Annotated in this window: 2 protein-coding genes (1 of these 2 only partly in view); both read right to left on the bottom strand. The window is 75.7% G+C overall.

What is annotated here, in order from left to right:
* Window positions 1–4: 4 nt before the first annotated feature.
* On the bottom strand, window positions 5–14,095 hold the full coding sequence (locus tag ACIG3E_RS29255; protein ID WP_399622444.1) for an SDR family NAD(P)-dependent oxidoreductase: 14,091 nt from the start codon (window positions 14,093–14,095) through the stop codon (window positions 5–7).
* Window positions 14,095–24,199 carry the final stretch of an amino acid adenylation domain-containing protein gene (locus tag ACIG3E_RS29250; RefSeq protein WP_399622442.1) on the bottom strand. Its footprint extends 11,969 nt past the window's final position, so only the last 10,105 of its 22,074 coding nucleotides appear in the window; its start codon lies off the right edge, out of view; it ends in the stop codon at window positions 14,095–14,097. The genes ACIG3E_RS29255 and ACIG3E_RS29250 overlap by 1 nt, the downstream gene beginning before the upstream one ends.

Genomic DNA, 24,199 nt, shown 5'->3' with positions numbered 1-24,199 from the left:
TCGTTCACGCGCCCGGTGCTTCCTTCATGAGTGACTTGAGTTCTTCGAGTCCGACGTGGCCCTGGCGGAACTCCTCCAGTGCCTTGGTCCGTGCTTCGCGTACGTCCGGTACGTGGGGTGGCCGCGGGGTTCCGCGCTTCGCGGCGAGCCGGTCCGCGATGCGCTCCAGGGTGGTGAGCTCGACGATCTCCCGCGTGGTGAGGGTGAGGCCGAGGTCGGCCTCCACCGCCCGCCGCAGGCGCACCCACAGGACCGAGTCGGCGCCCAGGCTGTGCAGGTCCTTGTCCAGCGGGAGTTCGCCGGGGGCGAAGCCGAGGGCGTCGCTGAAGTAGTCCGCGAGGTAGCGCAGGATGTCGCCGTCGTGGCTGCCGTCGTCGTGGTCGGGTTCGGGGTCGGGGTCGGTGAGGGGGTCGGGCAGCTCGGTGTGCGGAGCCGCGTCGGGCGTGGGGAACGTAGGGGGCGTGGGAGCCGCGTCGGGCGTGGGAGCCGTCGTCGGGGTGCCGGTGTGGCCCACCCAGTACCGCTTGCGCCGGAACTCCGTCGTCGGCAGCGCCACGAGTCGGCGTCCCTGCCCCGCGGACAGGCCTCGCCAGGGGATCCGGCCGCCCCGCACCCACAGCTCGGCGAGCCGGTCGAGCTCGCCGTCGGTGACGAGCGCCCGGACGAACGCCTCGCCGTGGCCGCCCGCGAGCAGGTCGCCCAGGGTGGCGGCGCCCGCCTCCGCGTTGCCCCGGTACAGCTGGGCGTACTCGGACCGGTCGGCGAGGAACTCCGCGAGCGCGCGCAGCAGGCCCGCGCGGGACTCCGTGACGAACGCCAGGCGCTCGGCCAGGGCTTCCCTGCCCGTGCGCAGCGTGTGGGCGACGTCCGCGAGCCAGGCGGCGGCGTCCGCGTCCGGGACGTCGGCCCGCTCGACGAAGTCGTGCAGCAGGCGGGCCGCGGTGCGCAGCCGCTCGGGGTCACCGGCGGACAGGACGATCAGCTCCGGCTGCCTCGGCTGCGGCCGCGCCGCCGCCTGCTCGGGCTCCGGTGCCTCCTCCACGACGAGGCTGACGTGGCTGCCGCCCGCGCCGACGGAGTTGAGCAGCGCGCGCCGGGGCGCCCCGGGGCGCGGCTCCCACGGCGTCAGCGTCTCGCACAGCCGCAACGGGCCCTCGTCCAGGCGGAGTTCGGCGTTGGGCGTGCCGACCGCCGCCCGGGGTGCCAGCTCCCGGTGGCGCAGCTGGAGGACGACCTTGGTGAGCTGGGCGATGCCGGAGGCCGCCTCGGGGTGGCCCAGGTTGGACTTCACCGAGCCGAGCGCGATCGGCTCGGTGACGTCGGCGAACACCTCGCGCAGCGCGCCCGCCTCGACGGCGTCGCCGAGCGCGGACCCGTTGGCCGCGGCCTCCACATAGCCGATCGACGCGGGGTCGCAGCCCGCCTTCTCCAGGGCCCTGCGGGCCACGTTCACCTGGGTCCTGCGGCTCGGCGCCATGAACTGGCCCGCGCGGCCGCCGTGCAGCGAGGCGCTGCCCTTGATGACCGCGAGGACGGTGTCGCCGTCCCTGCGGGCGGCGGCCAGCGGCTTGAGCAGCACGGCGCCCACCGCCTCGGCGGGCAGATAGCCGTCGCCGTCGCGGAAGCTGCGGCTGCCGGGGTGGCTGCCGAGCAGGCCCGCCCGGGACAGCGCCCGGTACTTGTCGGGGTGGACCGTCAGGTTCACGCCACCGGCGATCGCCAGCTCGCTGTCGCCGCGCAGCAGATCGGCGCAGGCCAGGTGGATGGCGGCCGCCGAGGACGCGCACATGCCGTCCACGGCGAGGCTCGGGCCCTCCAGGCCGAAGAAGTGCGAGACGCGGTTGGCGATGAGGTTGTACGACGCCGCCGAGGTCAGGGCGGAGCGCACCACGTCGGCGGTGTCGGCCCGGTACATCTGGTACATCGCGCCGACGTACACGCCGACCCGGCGGCCGTACGTGTGCTCGACGGCTTCCTGGGTGACACCGCTCTGCTCCAGGAGCTGCCACACCGTCTCCAGGAACAGCCGCTGCTGCGGGTCCATGGTCTCGGCCTCGCGCGGCGAGATGCCGAAGTGCAGCGGGTCGAACTGGTCGACGCCGTCGAGGAAGCCGCCCCATTTGCCGTAGCTCTTGCCGGGCGCGTCGCGGTCCGGGTCGAACACCGCGTCGTGGTCCCAGCGGTCGGCGGGGACCTCGGTGACGCAGTCGGCGCCGGTGCGCAACAGGCCCCACAGGGCGTCGGGGTCGGCGGCGCCCGGGTAGCGTCCGGCCAGGCCGATGATGGCGACGCCCTCGTCGTGGGGGTCCCGGGCGGGCCGGGTCGGCTCCTGCCGCGCGGGCTCGGGGGCGGGCGGTGCCAGTGCTGCCGGTGCGGGAGCGGGTGCGACTGTGGACTCGGGCGCGGGTGCGGGCGCGGCGGTGGTCGGCTCGCCGAACAGCGCGCGCAGCGCGTCCCCGTGCTCGGCCACGAAGTACTCGGCCAGGTCGCGGACCGTCTGCACCTCGAAGAACAGGGTCTTGGGCAGCGTGCCGAAGTCCGCCTCCAGCTGGGCGATCAGGTTCATCGCCACGACGGAGTCCATGCCGTAGCGCTCCAGGGGCACCTCCGCGTCGAGCCGGTCGGCGCCGAGCTTGAGGCCCGCCGCCAGGTGCGCGCGCAGATGGCGGCGGGTGCGGTCGAGCAGGGCCCGGTCGTCGCCCGCCGCACCGGTGGGCGACGTCGGCGCGGCCTCGGCACGCGGCTCGGCCTCGGAGTGCGGCTCGGGCGCGGCTGCCCGCGCGGGTCGCGCGGTCAGGCGCGGCAGGACCGCGTCGCGCCGCCCGGCGACCACGAGGAGCTGGCCGTCGGCGAGGCCGGTGCGGCGTGCGGCGACCCCGGTGTGCAGGGCCCGCAGGCCGCTCCGGGTGTCCAGCGGGACGAGGTCCATCCGCCGCAGCCGCTCCTCGGCGGCGGCGTCCACGCCCATGCCACCCTCGGCCCACAGGGGCCAGTTCAGGGACAGGGTCAGGCCGTGGCGCGCCCCGGCGGCCGCGAGGCGGCCCCGGTGGGCGGCGTAGGCGTCCATGAAGGCGTTGCCCGCCGCGTAGTCGGCCTGGCCCGCGTTGCCCAGGGCGCCGGACGTCGACGAGTAGCACAGGAACAGCTCAAGGGGCTGGTCCCGGGTCAGCTCGTCGAGGTGGACGAGGCCCGCGACCTTCGGCGCGAGGACGCGCGCGAATTCCTCCGGCGTCTTGTGCGCGACGAAGGCGTCGCGCAGCACGCCCGCGGCGTGCACGACGCCGGTGAGCGGCCCGTGCGTCCGCGCGATGTGCGCCACGAGGCGTTCGACGTCGGCGCGGTCGGTGACGTCGGTCCGCTGGTGGTCCACGGTCAGGCCCGCGGCCCGCAGTTCGTCGAGCGCCTGCCGCTGGGTGGCGCCGAGCGCCGAGCGCCCGGTCAGGACGACGGTGGCGCCCGGGGCGGCCGCTGCGATGTCCCGGGCCGTGACGAGGCCGAGGGCTCCGGTGCCGCCCGTGATGAGGTACACGCCGCCCGCGCGCCACGGGGCGGTGCCCGCGTCCGGCGCCGGGGGGAGCTCCGCGAGCCGCCTGACCTCGCGGCGGCCCGCGCGGTAGCGGACTTCGGGCGCCGTCTCGGGGGCCGTCTCCGCGCGCAGCCGCTCGGCGACGCGGGCGGGCGCGGCGCCGTCGAGGCAGTCCACGAGCTGGGTGCGCAGCCTCGGGTTCTCCAGGGCCACCGTCCGCAGCAGTCCGCTGAGGCCGGTGAACGCGGCCCGGCCCGCGGCCTCCTGGCTCACGTCGCCGACGAGCACGACCTGGAGCAGGGCTGTGCCGCGCACGCCGTCCGTCAGCAGGGCGCGGGCCCGGGCGAACACCCGCCGTGCCGCCGTCAGGTACGCGGCGTCCAAGGGGGCGTCGTCCGCCAGGGCCACGGTCTCCAGGTGCGCCGCGGCCGTCAGGGCCGTGGACAGCGCGGACTCCTCGCCCGGCGCGAAGGTTCCGACGAGGATCACGTGGCGCTCGGCCACGGGTGCGGCCGTGGCGGCGCCCGCCTCCTCCGCCTCCCACACGGGGTGCGTGAGGAGCACGTGGTCGGGCGTGGCGGGCTCGCCGCCCGGCGCGCTCTCCAGGTCGAGCCAGTGGCGCTCGCGGGCGAAGGGGTAGCCGGGCAGGCTGAGGCGGCGCGGGCGGGCCGTGCCGTCCGCCGCGTACGGCCTGTCCCAGTCGACGGCTTCGCCACGGGCCCAGCGGGCCGCGTACTCCTGGGGCTCCGTGGCCGTGCCGTCGGCCTTGACGGGCGGCTGGTCGGGCCGGACGCGGCCGCGCGCCCAGGCGCCCGTCGCGGCGGGGTCGGCCAGGAACGCGTCCAGGGTGCGCCGGACGGACTCCAGGGAGTCCGCGGTGAACGCGAGGCGCTCCTCCAGGGCGACGCGGCCGGTCTGCAGGGTCCGGGCGAGCGCGGTGAGGTCGCCTTCGCCGAGCTCGTCCGCGCGGGCTCGCAACCGCCGCGCGACGTCCACGAGTTGGCCCTCGGTCGCGGCCGACAGCGGTACGACGACGGGGCGCGGCGCGGCGGCGGGGGCGGGGTCGGCCTGCGGTTCGTACGCGGCCAGGACCACGTGCGCGTTGGCGCCGCCCGCGCCGAAGCTGGAGACGCCCGCGACGCGCGGCCCGCGCCACGGCTGAAGGGTGCGCTGCACGGTGAACGGCGTCCCGGTGAAGTCCAGATGGGGGTTGAGCGTGCTCGCGTGCAGGCTGGGCACCAGCTCGCCGTGGCGCATCTGGAGCAGCACCTTGGTGACGCCCGCGATGCCCGCCGCGCTCTCGCAGTGGCCGATGTTGGACTTCACCGAGCCGATCGCGCAGGTGGGCCCGACTGCCCCGGCGGTGCGGCCGAACGCCTTGACCAGACCGGTCAGTTCGATGGGGTCGCCGAGGGAGGTGCCGGTGCCGTGCGCCTCCAGGTAGCTGAGCTCGTGCGGCGCGACGCCCGCCCGGGCGAGCGCGCGGGTGATGACGTCGCCCTGGGCCACCGGGTCGGGCACCGAGAAGCCGTGGGTCCTGCCGCCGTGGTTGAGGGCCGTGCCCTTGATGACCGCGTGGATCTGGTCGCCGTCGGCGATCGCCCGCTCCAGGGGCTTGAGCAGGACGGCGCCGACGCCCTCGCCGGGCACGTAGCCGTCGCCGCCCTCGCCGAAGCTGCGGCAGCGGCCGTCGCTTGAGGTGAACTTGCCCTGGCTCAGCATCACGTACTTGTTCGGGTGGACGCTGACGTTGACGCCGCCCGCGACGGCCGCCGCGCACTGGCCGCTCCTGATCGCCTCGCAAGCGAGGTGGATCGCGGTCAGCGAGGACGAGCACATAGTGTCCACGGCCATGCTCGGGCCGTGGAAGTCGTAGAAGTACGAGATCCGGTTGGCGATGGACGAGGGGCTGCCGGAGAGCGCCACGCGGTGGCCGCGCGCCTGCGCCTGGGCGCCGTAGAGCTGGTACTCCTCGTACATCACGCCGACGAACACGCCGACCTTGCCCGCGGCGAGGAGGCCCGCGCCGGCGTCGGGGTCGGCTGACTGCCGGGACAGGGTCTCGCCGGTGTACCCGGCGTCCTCCAGGGTGTGGTGGACGGTCTCCAGGAAGAGCCGCTCCTGGGGGTCGAGGAACTCCGCCTCGCGCGGCGAGATGCGGAAGAACAGCGGGTCGAAGCGGTCGACGCCGTCGAGGAAGCCGCCCCACCGGGACGTGCCCTCGTGGTCGCGGGGGTCCCAGCGGTCCGCCGGGACCTCGGTGACGCAGTCCCGGCCGGAGCGCAGGTTCCGCCAGAACGCGTCGAGGTCGTCGGCCAGCGGGTAGCGGCCGCTCACGCCGACGATCGCGATGTCGGTGACGTGCTCCGCGCGCGGTGGCGCGGGCGTGGTCCGCGCCGGAGCCGGTGCCGGTGCCCGCTCCTCGGCCTCGGGGGCCGTCGCGCCGAGCGCGGCGCGCAGCCGCCGGGGGTAGGCCTCGGCGAAGTGCTCGCTGAGCGCGCGGACCGTACGGACCTCGAAGAACAGCGTCTTGGACAGCTCCCCGAAGGTGCCCTCCAGGTGGTGGGTGAGCTCCATCGCCATCATGGAGTCCATGCCGTAGAACTCCAGTGGCGTGTCCACGTCGAGGCGTTCGGCGTCGACTTCGAGCGCCGCGGCGAGCTGGTCGCGCAGATACGGCAGCGCGCGCCCGGCGAGCGTGGCGTCGGATGCGGCGGGGGGCGCGGGGCGCTCCGTGGCGGCCGGGGCCGCCTCGGCGGGGAGCACCCGCGCGAGCAGGCCGGTCAGTTCGGCGCACACCCGGCCCTCGGTGTCGAGGAGGGTGATGTCCAGCTTCGCGGACGCGTCACCGGGGCGGCTGCCGTCCTGGTACCGGATCCAGGCGTACGCCGTCGCCGTGGTGGCGGCCAGGACGTCCACTTCGTGGAGGGCGAAGGGCAGCGCGGGCCGCGCGGGGGCGGCGCCGTGGCCGTCGCCGCCGAGCCCGAGGCCGATCGTGGCCTGGAGGGCGCCGTCGAGGATGCTCGGGTGCAGCGCGTAGGCGGCGGTGGTCTCCGCGGCACGGGGCAGGCGCAGTTCGGCGAGCGCCTGGGGGCGGCCCGCGGTGTCGGTGCCGACGGCCAGGGTCGCCAGGGAGCGCTGCGCCGGGCCGTACTCCATGCCCACGCGGTCGTACAGGGCGTAGAGGTCGGCGGCGGTGAAGGAGGTCCCGGCGCAGGCGGCGCGCAGGTCCGCGAGCGGGAGCGCCGGACGCTCGGCGGGCGCCTCGGCCAGCTGTGCGCGGCCCTGGCTGGACAGCGTCCGCTCGCCGCCGGGGCCGACGGTGTGGAGCGTGTACGCGTAGGCGTCCGGGCCCGTCGGCCTCAGGTCGAGGCGCACGTCAAGGCCGTCCTCCGTGGCGCAGGCGGCGGGCCGCAGCCACACCACGTCACTGAGCCGGACGCGGCCCGGCGCCGCCGCGGTGCGGGCGACGGCCGCGCGGGCCATCTCCAGGTGCGCGGCGCCCGGCAGGACGCGCAGACCGCGTACCTGATGGTCCTTCAGGAAGGGTTCGGAGCCGTCGAAGACGGTGCGGTACGCCGTCGGGGTGCCGTCCGGGGCGTGGTGCAGCATCGGGTGCGCGCCGGGCGTGCTGTCCGCGCGCGCGGCCGAGGGCGCGGTGCCGCGCCCCGCCCAGTAGCTCTCCTCGGCGAAGGGGTACGTCGGCAGGCCGATCCGCACGGGCCGGGCCCCCGGGGCGTACAGGCTCCGCCAGTCCAGGGGGTGGCCCGCCGCCCACGCGCTGAGGGCCCGGTCGTACTCCCCCGCCTTGAGATCGCGGGCGCGGGGCTGCGCGGTGCCGCCCGTCCCGCGGGAGACCGTGCCGCGGTGCCAGCCCTCGTGGGCGCCCGGGTCCGCCACGAACGACGTGAGCCTGCGCTCCAGGTCGGCGAGCGAGGTGACCTGGGCCGCGAGCCGCTCCTCCATCGCGTCGCGGCCCACCTGGAGGGTGAACGCGAGGTCGGCGAGGCGCCCGACGGCGACGTGTCCGGCCCTGAGGTGGTCGCGCAGCGCGCGGGCCCGGGCGACGAGCTGCTGCTCGGTGCGCGCGGACAGCGGGATCAGCGCCACGGCCGGGGCGGGCGTGCCGGCCGGGGGCGCGGTGCCCGTGTGCGCGTCGGCGTGCGATGCCATGGCCGCGTGTCCCCCGTGCTCCTCGGAGCGGTGGTGCCGCTCGTGTCCGTGACCGGCCGCGTCGTGGCCTTCGTCGTGCTCCTCCGCGTACTCCTCGGCGTACTCCTCGATGACGACGTGCGCGTTGACGCCGCCGAAGCCGAAGGAGCTGACGCCCGCCCGGCGCGGCAGCGCCCGGCCCCCGGCGTCGTGGACCCGCTGCCACGGCCGCCGCTCGCGGACGACCTCGAACGGGCTGTCCGTGAAGTCCAGATACGGGTTGAGGTCCGCGCAGTGCAGGCTCTCGACCAGGGTGGCGTGGCGCATCTGGAGCAGCACCTTGATGACTCCGGCGACGCCCGCAGCCAGCTCCAGGTGCCCGATGTTGCTCTTGACCGAGCCGAGGCCGCAGCGGGCCGGTGCGTCGAGGTGGCCCGGCGCTCCCGCCGTCTCCGCGTACAGCTCGCCGAAGGCGCTCTTGAGGCCGTTCAGCTCGACGGGGTCGCCGAGTTCGGTGCCGGTGCCGTGCGCCTCGACGTAGGTGACGGTGCGCGGGTCGACGCCCGCGTCGCGGTAGGCGCTCTTGAGGAGGTCCGCCTGGGCGCGCGGGTTGGGCGCGGTCAGGGAGTGGGCGCGGCCCCCGTGGTTGACGGCGCTGCCGCGGATGACGCCGAGGATCCGGTCGCCGTCGCGCCGGGCGTGGCGCAGCGGCTTCAGGACCAGGACGCCGACGCCCTCGCCGCGCACATAACCGTTGGCCCGCGCGGAGAACGTCTTGCAGCGGCCGTCCTCGCACAGCATGCCCGCGCGGCTGTAGCCGATGTGCAGGTCGGGGCTGACGATGGTGTTGACGCCGCCGACGAGCGCGAGGCCGCTGCGGCCCGAGCGCAGCAGCTCGACACCGCGGTGCAGCGCGACGAGCGAGCTCGAACACGCCGTCTCCACGGGCTCGCTGGGGCCGTGCAGGTCGAGCAGGTAGCTGACGCGGTTGGGGCCCACGGAGCCGGAGACGCCGGTCGCGGCGTAGCCGTCCTCGCCCGCGCGCTCCCCCATGACGAGGCTGCCGTAGCCGCTCGGCGCGGTGCCGATCAGGACGGCGGTGTCGCTTCCCGCCAGGCCGGAGGGCGCGTACCCGGCGTCCTCGAGCGCCTGCCAGGCGTGGGTGAGCAGCAGCCGCTGCTGCGGGTCCATGGTGCGCGCCTCGCGGGGCGAGATGCCGAAGAACAGCGGGTCGAACCGGTCGACGCCGTCGAGGAAACCGCCCCAGCGCACGGGCTTCTTGCCACGCGGGACGTCCGGGTCCTGCTCCAGGGCGCGCCAGTCCCAGCGGTCCTCGGGTATCTCCGTGATGCAGTCCTTGCCCGCGCGCAGGTTGTCCCAGAACGCCGACAGGTCGGGCGCCTGCGGGAAGCTGCCGCTCATGCCGATGACGGCGATGGGCTCGGCGGCGGACTCGTGGGCGACGGGCTCGGCGGGGAGACGTGCCTCTTGCGGCTGTTCCTCGTACGACGCGATGTCGTCCGGCTCGTTCGCGTACGAGGCCTCCGTGGCCGGAGCCGTCGGTGCGGGTGCCATGGCCGCCAGGTGGGCCGCCACGCTGTCCACGGTCCGGTGTTCGAAGAACACCGTGGGCGCCAGGTGCGTGCCGAACCGGCCGCCGAGACGGCTCGCCAGTTCGGTCAGGCTGATGGAGTCGAAGCCGTACTCGCCGAACTCCCCGTCCCCGTCGATCTCCTCGGCGGGGACCTTCAGCTGCCCGGACACCTCCGCGATCACAGCCTGGCGGAAGGCGTCCAGGTCGGGTGCGGCGTCCGCGGCCACCGGGGCGGGCGTGGTGGGCGCGTGCTCGGCGATGTGGGCCGCGAGCGCGCCCACGGTGGTGTGCTCGAAGAAGACGGTGGGCGCGAGGCTCAGCCCGTGGTCGTCGTTGAGCCGCCGGGCGAGCTCGGTCAGGCTGATGGAGTCGAAGCCGTACTCACCGAACTCCCCGTCCCCATCGATCTCCTCGGCGGGGACCTTCAGCTGCTCGGAGACGGCGGCGACCAGCGTGCGCTCCCACGCGTCGCGGGAGGGGCGTGCCTCGGTGGCGGGCGCCCGCGTGGCCGGGGCGGGCAGCGGCCGCTCCGTGGTGATGTGCGCGGACAGGCGGTCGAGCAGCCGTGCGCGGTCGCCGCAGAGCAGGAGGGTGTGGCGGGAGTCGCCCGCGACCGCCTCGGTCAGGGCCCTGAGGCCGACCTCGGTGGGCAGGGGCGTCACGCCGATCCCGCGCAGCCCTTCGAGGGCGCCGTCGTCGAGCCGCATGCCGCCGTCGGCCCACAGCGGCCAGCCGACGGACACGGAGCGGCCGGACCTGAGGCCGCGCGCGGCGAGGTCGGCGCGGTGGGCGACGTAGGCGTCGAGGAACGCGTTGGCCGCGGCGTAGTCGCCCTGCCCCGGGCTGCCGAGCGCGGCCGCCGTGGAGGAGAAGACGACCAGGTGGTCGAGGGGCTGCGCGGCGGTGGCCTCGTCGAGGTTGACCAGGCCGGTGGTCTTGGGGGCGAGGACCGCGGCCAGGTCCCCGTCCTTCTTGGTGGCGAGGTAGCCGTCGCGGAGCACTCCGGCGCAGTGCACGACGCCGTGCAGCGCGCCGTGGCGGGACACGACGTCCGCGACGAGCGCGTCGACGGCCTGCCGGTCGGTGACGTCCGCCTGCCGGTACTCGACGGTGACGCCCGGCGACGCGAGGGCAGCGACGCGCGGCCGTGCGTCGTCGGCCGTGGCGCGTCCGACGAGGACGACCGTGCCGCTGCGCAGGGAGCGGGACAGCTCCCGGGCGACGTGGCGGCCGAGCCCGCCGGTGCCGCCGGTGATCAGGTAGACGCCGCCGTCGCGCCACGGCGACGCGGCGGCCCCGTGCGCGGGCCGCGCCTCGACCTCGGTGAGCCGCCTGGCGTACCGCAGGCCGCCCTGCTGCCGGACGTGCGGCTCGGTGTGGGCGCGGGCGCCCGCCTCGACGGCTTCGGCGAGCGCCGCCGCGGACCGCTCGTCGGCGGCGTCGAAGGGGTCGAGGTGCTCCAGGAGCTGGGTGCGCAGCCACGGGTGTTCCAGGGCGGCCGTGCGCAGCAGCCCGGACACGCCGGTCAGCACCCGGGCGGCCGGGACGCCGTGCCCCAGGACGACGATCTGCGTGAGGCCGCCGTCCGGCAGGTCCCCGGCCGCGATCAGGGTGCGCAGCTCGCCCAGGACGTCCCGCGTCAGACGGGCGTACGCCACGTCCAGCGGACGGTCCGCGGCCACCTCGGACGTGTGCAGGACGACGGTGCGGGGCAGCCGGGTGCGCAGCGCCTTCCCGGCCGCGTCGGCTCCGGAGCCGACGAGCCAGACGACCCGCTCGGCCGGTTCGCCGTCGGACGTGGTGGACAGCGGCGTCCAGCAGGGCTCAAGGACCAGCAGGTCACCGGGGGCGTCCTGGCGGTGCGGGGCCTCGGCTGCTGCCGCGGGGGCTTCGTCGGACAGCCAGTAGGAGTCCTGCGCGAACGGGTACGTGGGCAGGGAGACGCGGGCCGGGCGCCGGTCGGGCGCGTACAGGAGCTCGAACGCGACGGCCGCGCCCCGGGCGTACTCCTCGGCGAGCGTCAGGAGCCGGGCCGGGTCGGTCAGTTCCCGGGCCGCCCGCACGTCCGGCCGGGCCGGGCGCTGGGGCTTGTGGTCGCCGGTGTACGCCGACGGCGCGCTGCCGGTCTCCAGCCAGGTGCGCAGCCGTGCGGCGGCCCCCGCCGTGGTGTCGGCGACGAACGCGAGGCGGTGCCGGAAGTGCTTGCGGCCCCGGCCCAGGGTGTGGCTGACGTCGCGCAGGCTCAGGCCGGGGTGCGCTTCGAGGTGGGCGGCGAGCTGCCGGGCCCGGTCCTTGAGCTGGTCGGCCGTGCGGGCGGACAGCGCGATCAGGCGGGAGCCGTCGGGGTGTTCGGCCGCCGGGGCCGCCTCGGGGGCCTCGGGGGCCTCGGCCAGGACGACGTGGGCGTTCGTGCCGCTGTAGCCGAAGGAGCTGACGGCGGCCAGGCGCGGCCGGTCGGCGGGGCGCCACGCGCGCGCCCGGGTGTTGACGTAGAAGGGCGTGCCGTCCAGGTCGATGTGCTCGTTGAGGCGCTCGTACTGGGCGGTCGGCGGCAGCGTCGCGTGCTCCAGGGCGAGGGTGGCCTTGAGGACTCCGGCGACGCCCGCGGCGCACGCGGTGTGGCCGATGTTGCTCTTCACCGAGCCGATGGCGCAGTGGCCGCGGCGGTCGGTGCGCGCGGTGAAGCTGTCGACGAGGCCGTCGATCTCTACGGGGTCGCCCAGGGCGGTGCCGGTGCCGTGCGCCTCGACGAGCTCGATGTCGCCGGGGTCGATGCCGAACTTGTCGTACACGTGCTTCTGGAGCCGGGCCTGGGCCTCGGCGTTGGGGGCGGTGATGCCGTTGGACCTGCCGTCCTGGTTCACGCCCCAGCCCTTGATGACGGCGTGGATCCGGTCGCCGTCCGCCTGTGCGTCGGCGAGCCGCTTCAGGAGGACGACGCCGACGCCCTCGGCCGGGACGAAGCCGTTGGCGCGCTCGTCGAACGCGTAGCAGCGGCCGTCGGGCGACAGGGCCCGCAGCTGGCTCATGGCCACGTGGACGCCGGGGCCGGGGATGACCCAGACGCCGCCCGCGAGCGCGGTGTCGCTGTCGCCGAGGCAGAGGCTGTCGCAGGCTTGGGCGATGGCCACGAGCGACGACGAGCAGGAGGTGTCGATGGACAGGCAGGGGCCCTTGAGGTTCAGGGCGTAGGAGACGCGGCTGGCGAGGATGGCGCTGTTGGTGCCGAGGTTCTGGTGCGCGCTCAGGCCGGTCGCGTCGGCCGTGGCGCCGTAGCCGTTCACGGAGCAGCCGACGAAGACGCCGCACTGGGTGCCGGAGAGGTCGTCGGGGTCGTAGCCCGCCTCCTCGACGCAGCGCCAGCTCTCCTGGAGCAGGACGCGCTGCTGGGGGTCCATGGCCGCGGCCTCGCCGGGCGAGATGGAGAAGAAGAGCGGGTCGAACCGGTCCGCGTGCTCCAGGACGCCCATCCACTTGCTGGCGGACTTGCCGGGCACGCCGGGCCGCTCGTTGTAGAACCTCTCCACGGGCCAGCGCGAGGACGGGACCTCGGATATGCAGTCGCGGCCGTCGAGGATGTTCTGCCAGAACGCGTCGAGGTCCGCCGCCTTGGGGAAGGCGCCGGACATGCCGATGACGGCGATGTCCACGAGGCCGGGGGCCCGCTGGGGACCGGCGGCGGTGGCGGGCTCGGCGCCGGGGTCGGGGGTCGGCTCGGCGGTGGGCTCCGGCGCGGGCACGGGCATGGGCTCCGGCGCGGGCGCGGGCGTGGGCTCCGGCGCGGGCACGGGCATGGGCTCCGGCGCGGGCGCGGGCGTGGGCTCCGGCGCGGGCGTGACGGGGCGCTCGGGCTCGACGGGGGCGGGCGCGGGCTCCGCTGCCACGGTGGGCGCGCCCGCGTCGGGGGCCGCGACGCCGTGCTCCCGCGTCAGGTACCCCGCCAGGTCGCTGATCGTCGGATGTCCGTACACCGTGGTCGCGGACAGCGAAAGGCGCAGCCGCGTGTTGAGGGTCCGGGTCCAGGTGACGCCGGAGATCGAGTCGAGGCCCAGCTCCACGAAGGGCGCCTCGTCGTCCAGTTCGGACGCGGTGAGCTCCAGCTCCTTGGCGAGGCTGGCCCGCAGCCATGCGGCGAGCGCGGCCTCGGGGGCGGGGGCGTCGGCGGGGGCGGAGGCCTCGGCGGACGCGGGCTCCGGCGCGGACGCGGCCACCGGCGCGGACGCGGCCACCGGCGCGGGCCCCTCGACCGGGGCCGGGCCCGCCTCGCCCGCGCCGAGCAGCTCGGCGAGGTGCCCCGCGAGGTCGTCGACCGTGGGGTGGCTGTAGACCTGGGTCGCGGAGAGCGACAGCTGGAAGTGCGTGTTCAGCTTCCGGGTCCAGGTGACACCCGTGATCGAGTCGAGGCCCAGCTCCACGAAGGGCGCCTCGTCGTCGATGTCCGCCGCGTCGAGTTCGAGCTCCGCCGCGAGGCTCTGGCGCAGGTGCGCGGCGATGTCCGGGCGCCCCGGCGCGGACGTGCCGCGGGCGGCCGAGGACCCAGGGGGTGTGGCACTCATCTGTTCTCCCATGGCGCCCTCGAACAGGGCGGACAACGTACGGAACGTGGGGTGACCGCAGACCTGGGCCACGGTGACGGAAAGATCGAGGGTTCGGTTGACCTCGTGCAGCCACTGGGCGCAGCCGAACGAATCGAGACCCAGCTCCACGAGGGACGCGTCGTCACGGCTCGGAGCCACTTCGGTTCCAAGGACGACGGCCAGCGTGTCGCGCAGGTACCGATGCAGGTCGCTTTTCGCGTGGATCTTAATACGTGGCGCGGGCATCAGGAATCGGCCCCTTCCACCGGAGCACCGGGCTCACTCTCGTTCTGACCTGCGGTGACGCCCGGAGCGATCTGCTCCAGATGGCGCCGCAACGTCGCGTTGAAGGTGAGCGGCGCCTCGAGCATCACGAAGTGCCCGACGCCGTCGACCAGTTCCACCTCGACGCCGTAGCGGCGCGCGGCGGTCAGGTTCGTCGGCATCCAGGACGTCGAGTTGATCAGGACGAGCGGCACGTCGACGTGCTTGGGCACGTCCTGGAGATAGGTGAGCATCTCGCGGAACGCGGCGGTGACCACGGCAGCACCGGTCTCCTCACGGGTGCGCGCGACCAGGGCGACGAGGTCGTCGCGGGCGCCGTCGAGGAACAGCTCCCGCGCCTGGACCGGCTGCTCGCTGAAGGTGCGCACGAACCGGTCGAGCTGCTCGGCGGTCAGCGCCTTGGGCTCGAGGTTGTGCAGCGTGTCGACGCCGACCAGGCCGCGGACCCGGCCGCCCAGGAGCCGCTCGGCGGCCAGCATCACGGGCCCGCCGAGGGAGTGCCCGACGAGGACCACGTCGTCGAGGCCCTCCTGCTCGACGACGGCCACGACGTCCTGGGCGAACGCCTCGACGGTCCACCGCCGCCGGGACCTGCCCGAGCCGCCGTGCCCGGCGAGGTCCGGCGCGATCACGGTGTACCGGTCCGCGAAGTGCTCCAGCTGGCGGTCCCAGTACGACGCGTCGCACCCGAGGCCGTGGATGAGGACCAGGGCCGTCGGCCCGTCGCCGCGCACCCGGTAGTGGATGCGGTTGCCGTCGGCCGACGTGGCCGTGGCGGCGGGCGGAGCGGCCGACTCATCCGGTTTGCGGGCGATGACGCCCACGTGCTCCATGTCGGGGGCGGGCGCCCCGTACGACTCCCGGTCCACGCCCACGGCGCCGAAGAACCCGGCCCGCTCCACGACGAACCCGGCGGCCTCGCACTCCCTGCGGAACACGTCGGGGTCGATGGCGTTGATCAGCGGCGGACCGCCGACGACGTGGGCCGCCTCGAAGTGCGCGGCGACGTCGTCGATGTAGCCGGGCCACGGGTCGCCCGCGGCCTTGCGCGCCTCGTAGTCGGCGGCCTTGGACGCCCAGTAGCCGAAGTACGGCGAGTCCGAGCTGAGGAAGACCTTGCCGCCCGGCGCCAGCCAGTCGTACATCTTGCGCAGCGTGAGCCGGAAGTCGTCCGGGGCGAGGAAGTGCATCACGCGGCTGGCGTGCACGGCGGTGAACCGCCCGGCCTCGAAGTCGACGTCGGGCAGCATGCCCTGGCGCAGGGACAGGCGCTCCCGGGCCTCGTCGTTAACGCGCTGGCCGAGGATGTCCAGGTGCTTGTGCTCCATGTCGAGCGCCACGACGCGGGCCCCGCGCTCCAGGGCGGCGATGCTCGCCACGCCGTACGCGCAGCCCAGGTCCAGGGCCTCCCCGCCGCTGTCCCCCGCGTACGCGGCGAACTCCTCGGAGTACGGGATCAGCCGCTCGACCATCACGCCGGTGCGGTTCAGGGTCGCGACCATCCCGCCGAAGTCGAGGGCGGCCGCCGCCTTGAGGTCCTCCAGGACGTCGTGGTCACGGGTGACCGGGCGCGCCGCCGCGGCCTCGGGCACCGGGGCGGTCTGAGGTGACGCGGGCGTCAGCGGCGTCAGGGCCACCTGCGGCCGCGCGGCGGCGGGCGAGGCGTCCGAGGTGTCGATCCGGTGCGGTATGTCCGCCAAGTCCCGCAGGACGACGGGCTTGCGGGGCTGCGCCGCGGACGGCGCGGAGGCACGCTCCGGCCGCGTCGCGGGTACGTCGGCGGAGGCCTGGGCGGGCTGCTCGGCGCGCACCCAGTAGCGGTTCCGGGCGAACGGGTAGGCGGGCAGCCGCAGGCGCGGCACGCGGTGTCCGTCGGGCCGGGCGACGGCGGTCGGGACGGTGTGCCCCGCGACGTAGCCGCGCGCGACCTCGACGAGGGCGGCGCGCCGCGCGGCCGGGTCGAGCCCGGTGTCCCGGGCGGTGGCGGCCGCGGCCCGGAGCCGGTCGGTGTCCCGCGCCGACGCGGTGAAGCCGCGCGGCACGACGCCCTCGAAGCAGGCACCGGCCGGAGCGGTCCGCGCGCGGCGCCGGGCGCGCCAGAGCGCGGCGGCCTCGTCGAGGGAGCCCACGACCACGGCGTAGCGGTAGCGGAAGTGGTGGCGTCCGGTCAGGAGCGTGGCGCTGAGCCGGGGCAGGTCGGCGTCCGTCAGGGCGCCGCTCGCGATCCGGTCGAGCAGGCCGTCGACGATCTCCTCCAGGGCCGCCTCCGTCTTGGCGGAGACCGGCAGCAGGTAGGCGGGCTGGGCCGGGGCGGTCGGGACCGGTCGGCCGGTGTACTCCCGCACGACCACATGGGCGTTGGTGCCGCTCATGCCGAACGCGCTGACCGCGCCCGTCCGGTGGCCGTGCCGCGGGGCGGGCCACTCCTTCGCCGCCTTGTTGACGTAGAAGGGGCTCGCGCTCCAGTCGATGAACTCGTTGTCGCGCTCGCAGTGCAGGCTGGGCGGGATGGCGCGGTGGCGCAGCGCCTCCGACAGGCAGATCAGGCCGACCAGGCCGGAGGCCGCGAAGGTGTGGCCGACGTTGGGCTTGGTCGAGGTGAGGGCGCAGAACCCGCGCTCGTCCGTGTGCCGGGCGAAGGCCGCCCGCAGCGCGCCCACCTCGACCGGGTCGCCGAGCTTCGTGGCGGTGCCGTGGGTCACGACGTAGCCGATGTCCGCCGGGTCGATGCCGCCCCGCTCGTACACGGACTCCAGGAGGGCGCGCTGGGCTTCGCCCGAGGGGGCGGTGATGCCGTTGGTGCGGCCGTCGTAGTTGAGGCCGCTGGCCGCGATGACGCTGCGCACGGGGTCGCCCGCGGCCTCCGCGTCCGCCAGCGGGCGCAGGACCAGGGCCGTGACCGCCTCGCCGGGGACCATGCCGTCGGCGTCCTGGTCGAACGTGGCGCACTTGCCGGAGGCCGACAGCATGCCCGCGTCGCTCATGGCGGCGAGGGCCTGCGGGGTCAGGACGAAGTTCGCCGCCGCGACGACGGCGATGTCGCACTCCCCCTGGAGCAGGCTCGTCCGCGCCTGGTGGAGGGCCACCAGGCCCGAGGAGCAGGAGGTGTTGACCGCGAGGACGGGCCCCTTCAGGTCGAGGAAGTACGACAGGCGCGCGGCGAGGACGCCGTCGTGGTGCGAGGTGAGGTTGCCGCCCGCGCCGTCGAGGAGCTGGTAGTCGCCCTGCTCCACGCCGACGAACACGCCGACCGTCAGGCCCTCCAGCTCCTGGGCGCCGAGGGCGGCGTCCTCCAGCGCCTTCCAGCACTCCTGGAGGAGGTGGCGCTGGCGCGGGTCGAGCGCGCGCGCCTCCTTCGGGGCGATCTCGAAGAACGCGGCGTCGAATTCGTCCGCCCAGTCGATGCTGCCCATCCACCGGTAGGGCTCCGGGGCGCCCTCGTCCCCCGGCGCCGCCGGCGCCGCGCCGAAGCGGACGGGCGGCAGCTCGCGGACGAGGTCCTTGCCGTCGGCGAGCGCGGCCCAGAAGGCGTCCACGTCGCGGCAGCCGGGGAAGATGCCGCTCATGCCGATGACGGCGAGGGCGTCGGCGGCGGGCCGCCGGGGCACGGAGTCCGCCGGGGCCGCGACGGGCTCGGCCGACTCGACGTGCTCGACCGGGCCGACTGGCTCAGGGAGCTGGACCCCCGTGTCGTGCACCAGGTGGTCGGTCAGGCGCCGTACGGACGGGTGGTCGTACAGGACCGTCGGCTGGAGCGAGGTGCCGAGGCGCTCGGCGAGCCGGTGGGCGAGCTGGGTGAGGCGGATGGAGTCCAGGCCCAGGTCGTGGAAGCCGCTGTCGTCGTCGAGCTGGTCCACGGGGGACTTCAGGACGTGCGCGACGACCTCGCGGACCGCGTCGGCCAGGGCCGCGCGCCGCCGGTCGTGCGCCACGGCCGACTCCCGCGCGGAGGCCGACTCGGGGGCCGGGTCCGGTGCGGGGGTCGTCGGTTCCGCGCGGCGCGGCGCGGGTGCGACCGCCCGCTCGGCCAGGGCCCTGGCCCGCTCGGCGGGCGCGTGCAGGACCAGGGGCGCGGCCGGTCCCGACCGCTGCGCGAGGAGCCGTTCGAGGACGGCGAGCGCGGCGTCGGCGGCGAGGGGCCGCTGACCGCTGGCGGACAGGTAGCCGGTGACGTGGTCGTGGTCGGCCGCGCGCTGGGCGGCCGCGCCCATGCCGCCGTCCTCCCACAGCGGCCAGGCCACGGCGAGCAGCCGTCGCTCGCCGCGCTCGGCGAGGGCGCGCGCGTACGCCGACTGGAAGCGGTTGGCGACCGCGTAGTCGCAGCTGCCGAAGTCGCCGAGGGTCGCGGAGCTGGACGAGAAGAGGCAGACGAACTCCGCGGCGCGCCCGGCCCGGGTGCGGGCCAGGGCCCGTTCGAGGGCGAGCGTGCCGTCCACCTTGGCGGCGAGGACGCCCAGCGCGGCGTCGCGGGTCGCGTCCGTCACGGCGAGCCGCTGTGCCGTGCCCGCGGCGTGCACGACGCCGTCGATGGCGCGCAGCGCGGGCGGCAGGGTGCTGAGCGCCTCGACGAGGGCGTCCTCGTCGGTGACGTCGGCGCGGCGGCACACGACCGTGCCGCCGTGCTCGCCGAGCCCCGCGGCCCAGGTCTCGTCGGCGGGGCTGAGCGGCGAGCGGCCGAGCAGCACGAGGTTCGCGCGGTAGGCGCGGGCCAGGTGCTCGGCGACGCGGCGGCCGAGGCCGCCGAAGGCGCCGGTGATCAGATAGGTGCCGCCCTCGCGCAGCGCGGCCGGGGCGGGCGCTGCGGTGCCGGGCAGGCTCCGCACCTCGCAGACGTGGCGCTGCCCGCCCCGGTACAGGGCGGCGGCCCGCCGCTCCTGGTGCTGCTCGGTCAGGAGCAGTTCCGCCCAGCGGCTCGCGGGCGCGGCGCCCTCGTGCAGCACGACGCGCAGCGCGGTGCCGGGCAGCGGCCCGGCCAGGGAGCGCTCGTAGCCGATCAGGGCGTCGAGGGCCGCCTGGCCCACGGCGTCGTCGAAGTGGCCCGCGACGAGGACGTCGGGGACGGGGCGGCCGGTGGCGGCCACGGCCCGCACGAGCGCGCCGACGTCGGCCAGTTCACGCAGCGGCGGACGGCCCACCGCGCGCTCGGTGGGCCACAGGTAGTGGAGGGCGTCGAGGGGGCCGTGGGCCTCGGCGACGGCGGTGAGCGCCCGCGTCAGGGCGTGCTCGTCGGCGGGGTCGACGCGGTGCACCGACGGGTCGGCCGACCCGGTCCGTGCGAGCTCGGGGACTCCGGTCTCAGCCCCGGCACCAGCACCAGCCTCGGCGAGGAAGACCAGGCGGGTGCCGGGCGCGTGGCGGAGCGTCGCGGCCCGGTAGGCGTCCTGCGCCGCGGGGTCGGACAGGAAGGCGACGACCACGCGCCGGGCGCCGGTGTCCGCGACCGCCGTGGCCTCGCGTGCCACCCAGCGCTCCTCGAACAGGTGCGGGGCGACGGCGTCGGCCGCGTGCTCCGCCGCCGGGCCCCGCCGCTCCGCGCGCAGCCAGAAGTGCTGCCCCTCGAACGGGTAGGCGGGCAGGCTCAGACGGCGCGGGCGCGACCCGTCCGCGTACAGCTGCCGCCAGTCGACGCTCTCGCCCGCCTCCCACAGCCGGGCCACCTTGTCGAGCCTGCGCTCGGCGAGCCACTGGCCCACCAGGGCGCGGCGGTCCTCGTCGTCCAGGACGTCGAGGACGGCGGGCGCCTGCGCGGGCGCCGCCGCGCGGTCGGCGAAGTCCTCCAGGGCGGCGACGAGTTCGGCCACGGTCTCGGCCGCGAACGCCGCCCGGCAGGCCATGGCGGTGCGCCCGACCTGGAAGGTGTAGGCGACGTCGGCGAGGTCCGGCGCGTCCTGCTCGGCGGTGAGGTGCCGCGCCAGGTCGCGGGCGTAGCGCCGCAGGGCGTCGGGGGTCCGCGCCGACAGGGGGACGAGGTGGGGTCCGGGCAGCCCCGAGCCGTGGCCCGCGCGCGGCGGGGCCTCTTCGAGCACGGCGTGGACGTTCGTGCCGCCGATGCCGAAGGAGCTGACGGCGGCGCGCAGCGGCGTCGTCGAGGGCGGCAGCGGGGTGAGCCGGTCCACCACGTGGAACGGGGAGTTCGCGAAGTCGATCTGCGGGTTGGGCGCCGTGTGGTTGATGGTCGGCGGCACCGTGCGGTGGCTCAGGACGAGGGCGGACTTGACGAGGCCCGCGAGGCCCGCCGCCGCGTCGAGGTGGCCCAGGTTCGCCTTCACCGAGCCGATGCCGCAGAAGCCGGTGGCACGGGTGTGGCGCCGGAACGCCTCGGCCACGGCGTTCACCTCGACGGGGTCGCCGATGACGGTGCCCGTGCCGTGGGCCTCCAGGTAGCGGACGGAGTCGGCGCGCACCCCGGCGCGGTCGAGGACGGAGGCGATCAGCTCGCTCTGGCCCGTCAGGCTCGGCGCGTAGTAACCGGCCTTGCGGGCACCGTCGTTGTTCATGCCGACGCCGCGTACGAGCGCGTGGATGTGGTCGCCGTCGCGCACGGCCGCGCGGGCGTCCTTCAGGAGGACGACGACGGCTCCCTCGCCGCCGACCATGCCGCGGGCGTCCGCCGCGAACGGCTTGCAGTGCCCGTCGGGCGACAGCGTCATGCCCTCCTCGTAGAGGTAGCCGACGGTCTCCTCGCCGTACATCGCGCAGCCGCCGACCAGGGCGTGCGTGGTCTGGCCCGACTGGATGCCCTGGCAGGCCAGGGCGAGACCGGCGAGCGACGACGAGCAGTTGCTGTGCACGAACAGGCTCGGTCCGCGCAGGCCGAGCCGGTGCGACACGGTCGTCGGCACGCTGCCGGGCTGGGCCTGGAGGAAGCCGACGAGGGCCTCGGAGTCGCGGCGGGCGCCGGGGCCCGTGACGGGCGCCTGGTAGAGGGAGTTGGCGGTGGACATGTACACCGCCGCGTCCGCGATGTCCTCCGGCAGGTACGCCGCGTCCTCGACGGCCTTCCAGGCGTGCTGGAGCAGCTGGCGCGCCTGCGGGTCCATCAGTTCGGCGTCGCGCGCGGAGACCTGGAAGAAGGCGTGGTCGAACAGGCCCTTGCCGCGCATGCTCGCGCGGACCGGCACGTGCGCCGGGTCCTGGATCAGGCGCTCGTCCACGCCGAGGCGGCGCAGCTCCTCCGGCGTGCACAGCTCGACGCTCTCCGTGCCCGCGACGAGGTTGCGCCAGAACGCGCGGTGGTCGTCGGCGCCGGGGAGCCCGACGGACACGCCGATGACGGCGACGGCGCCGTCGAGATCGGCGGGCAGGTCCGGGGAAGCCTGTTCGGTACGGGGGGTGTCCGCGGCGTCCGTCCTGTGCTCCGCGCCGAGGTCCGCGCGCAGCCGGGCGGCCGTGCCCGCGGCGTTCACGCAGCCGAAGACGTCCGCCGACGTGAAGGGCACGCCGAAGCGCTCGGTGACGCGGTCGGCGAGCACCACCGCGAGGACGGAGTTGCCGCCCGCGTCCAGGAAGGCGTCCGTGGGGCGCAGCCCGGCGACGCCGAGCACCTCCTGCCACAGGGCGAGTACGTCACGGTCGCGGACGTGCACGTCACCGTCGCGGACGGTACCGGCCGTGCCCGTCCTGCTGGCGGTCGTGCTCCGCTCCGTGGCGGGCCCGTCCGGCAGGGTGATCGGCCGACGTGCCAGGGCGAGCCGGTCCACCTTGCCGTTGGGGGTCTGTGGGAGCGCGTCGAGCGGCAGGACGAAGGCGGGCACCATGTACGCGGGCAGGGTCCGGCGCAGCTCGTCGGTCAGCTCGCGCGCGGTGGCGGCTGTGCCGGTCCAGTACGCGACGAGTTGGGTGGCGCCGGTCGCGGGCTCGGCCCTGGTGACGACGGCGCACTCGCGCACGGCGGGGTGCCGGGCCAGGGCGTGTTCGATCTCGCCCGGCTCGACTCGGAAGCCGCGCACCTTGACCTGGGAGTCGATCCGGCCCAGGCACTCGATGGCGCCGTCGGCCAGGCGCCGTGCCAGGTCGCCCGTGCGGTACAGCCTGCCGCCCGGGGTGAAGGGGTCGGCGGGGAACCGCTCGGCGGTGAGCTGGGGCTTGTTGAGGTAGCCGAGCGCGAGCCCGTCGCCCGCGACGCACAGCTCGCCGGGCACGCCGACCGGGGCCGTGCGGCCGCGCTGGTCGAGGATGTGGATCCGGGTGTTGTCGATGGGGTGCCCGATGGTGACGCGGCGGTCCGCCTCGACGCGGGCGACGGTGGACCACACGGTGGTCTCGGTGGGCCCGAACAGGTTCCACACCTCGCCGCCGAGCGCCGTGAGGCGCTCCTTGAGCGTCTCGGACATCGCCTCGCCGCCGCACAGCACGCGCAGGCCCTCGGCGTTGGTCCAGCCCGCGTGCAGCAGCATCGTCCACGTCGCGGGGGTCGCCTGCATGACGGTCGGCCGCACGCGCGCGATCAGCGCGGCGAGCCGGTCGCCCGAGCGCGCGGTGGCCGGGTCGCTGAGGTGGCACTCGGCGCCGGTGACCAGCGGCAGATAGAGCTCCAGGGCGGCGATGTCGAAGCTGTGCGTCGTCACCGCGAGGACCCGGTCGGCCGCGCCGAGGCCCGGCCGCTTCGCCATCGCGCACAGGAAGTTGGTGAGCGCGCGGTGGGGTACGACGACGCCCTTCGGCAGGCCGGTGCTGCCGGAGGTGTAGATGACGTACGCGGGGTCCTCGCCGCTGGGCGCGGCGTCGCCGGAGCCGGTGCCCGGCGCCTCGGCCGCGGGGTCGGCGTCCGGGTCGTCGAGCAGGAGCAGCCGCTGACCGGCCCGGCCCTGGTCGGCGAGGCGCCCGTGCAGGGCGCTGTGGCTGAGCAGGACGGCGGGCGCGGCGTCGTCGAGGATGTGGGCGATCCGGTCCCGCGGGTAGTCCGGGTCGAGGGGGATGTAGGCGCCCCCGGCGCGCAGGGAGGCGAGCAGGGCGACGACGAGGTCGACGGAGCGCTCCAGGTGGACGGCGACGAGTCGGCCGGGGCCCACGCCGAGGCGGCGGAGCCGCGTGGCGAGCTGCCGGGTGCGCTCGTCCAGGCGCGCGTACGTCACGGACTCGCTGCCCGCGACGAGCGCGACCGCGTCGGGGGTGCGGGCCGCCTGGTCGGCGAACAGCTCGTGGACGCACCGCTCGGGCTGGGTGACGGCGGTGTCGTTCCACTCCACGGTGAGCGTGTGCAGCTCCTGCGGCGAGGCCGCCGAGCAGTCGTCGAGCCGCTGCCGCGGGTCCGTGCCCGGGGCGGACTCCAGGAGGTGGACGTACTGGCGCAGCAGCCGGTCCACCGTCGTGGCGTCGAACAGGGCGGGGTCGTACTTCGCCTTCACGGTGTAGGAGTCGTCGGTGGCGTGGGGCGCGATGACCTCGATGACGAGTTCGTACTCGCCTTCTTGGTGGATGCCCTCGACGTAACGGACGCCGGGGGCCTTGGCCGTGACGTCCTCGTGCCAGTCCTGGTACATGAAGGCGTGCCGGAACACGGGCGCGGAGCCGTCGGCCGCGCCCGGGCCGAGCTCGCGGACCAGCGGGCCGAACGGGTAGGCGTGCGCGAGGGCGTCGAGCAGCGTCCCCTGGACGTCCGCGCACAGCTCGGCGAACGTGGCGCCGCCGGACATCCGGCTCCTGACCGGCACCATGGTGACGAAGTGGCCGACGGTGCCGTCGAAGCGGCGGCCCGGCCGGGTGCTGACCGGCATCCCGACGACGATGTCGTCCTGCTGGGCGTACTGGCGCAGCAGGACCTGGTGTGCGGCCAGGAACACCGCGGACGGGTAGACGCCGCGCTCGCGGGCGAACCGCGCGAGGCGGTCGCCAAGGTCCGCCGGGAGCCGCACGGCCTCGGTGGCGCCGTGCCGCCCCCGGTCGGGGGCGGAGCGCGGCCGGTCCGTGGGGAGGGCCGTGGCGGGCGGCAGCGCCGCCAGCTGCTCGCGCCAGTAGGCGAGCCGGGCCGCGCCCTCGTCCCCGGCCAGGAGGGCGGCCTCCTCGGCGACGAACTCGGCGTACGGGGCGGGCTCGTCGGCGGCGAGGGCGGCACCTCGGTAGGCC

Origin of the sequence: Streptomyces sp. NPDC053474 (assembly GCF_044544845.1) — a bacterium.
GTDB lineage: Bacteria > Actinomycetota > Actinomycetes > Streptomycetales > Streptomycetaceae > Streptomyces.
Note: the sequence above shows the minus strand (reverse complement) of the source record. Positions and strands in the feature narration are given on the sequence as shown.

Excerpts from the sequence above, each read along its gene's own strand:
- ACIG3E_RS29255 (WP_399622444.1), bottom strand. The coding sequence starts at position 14,095 with ATGCCCGCGCCACGTATTAAGATCCACGCGAAAAGCGACCTGCATCGG.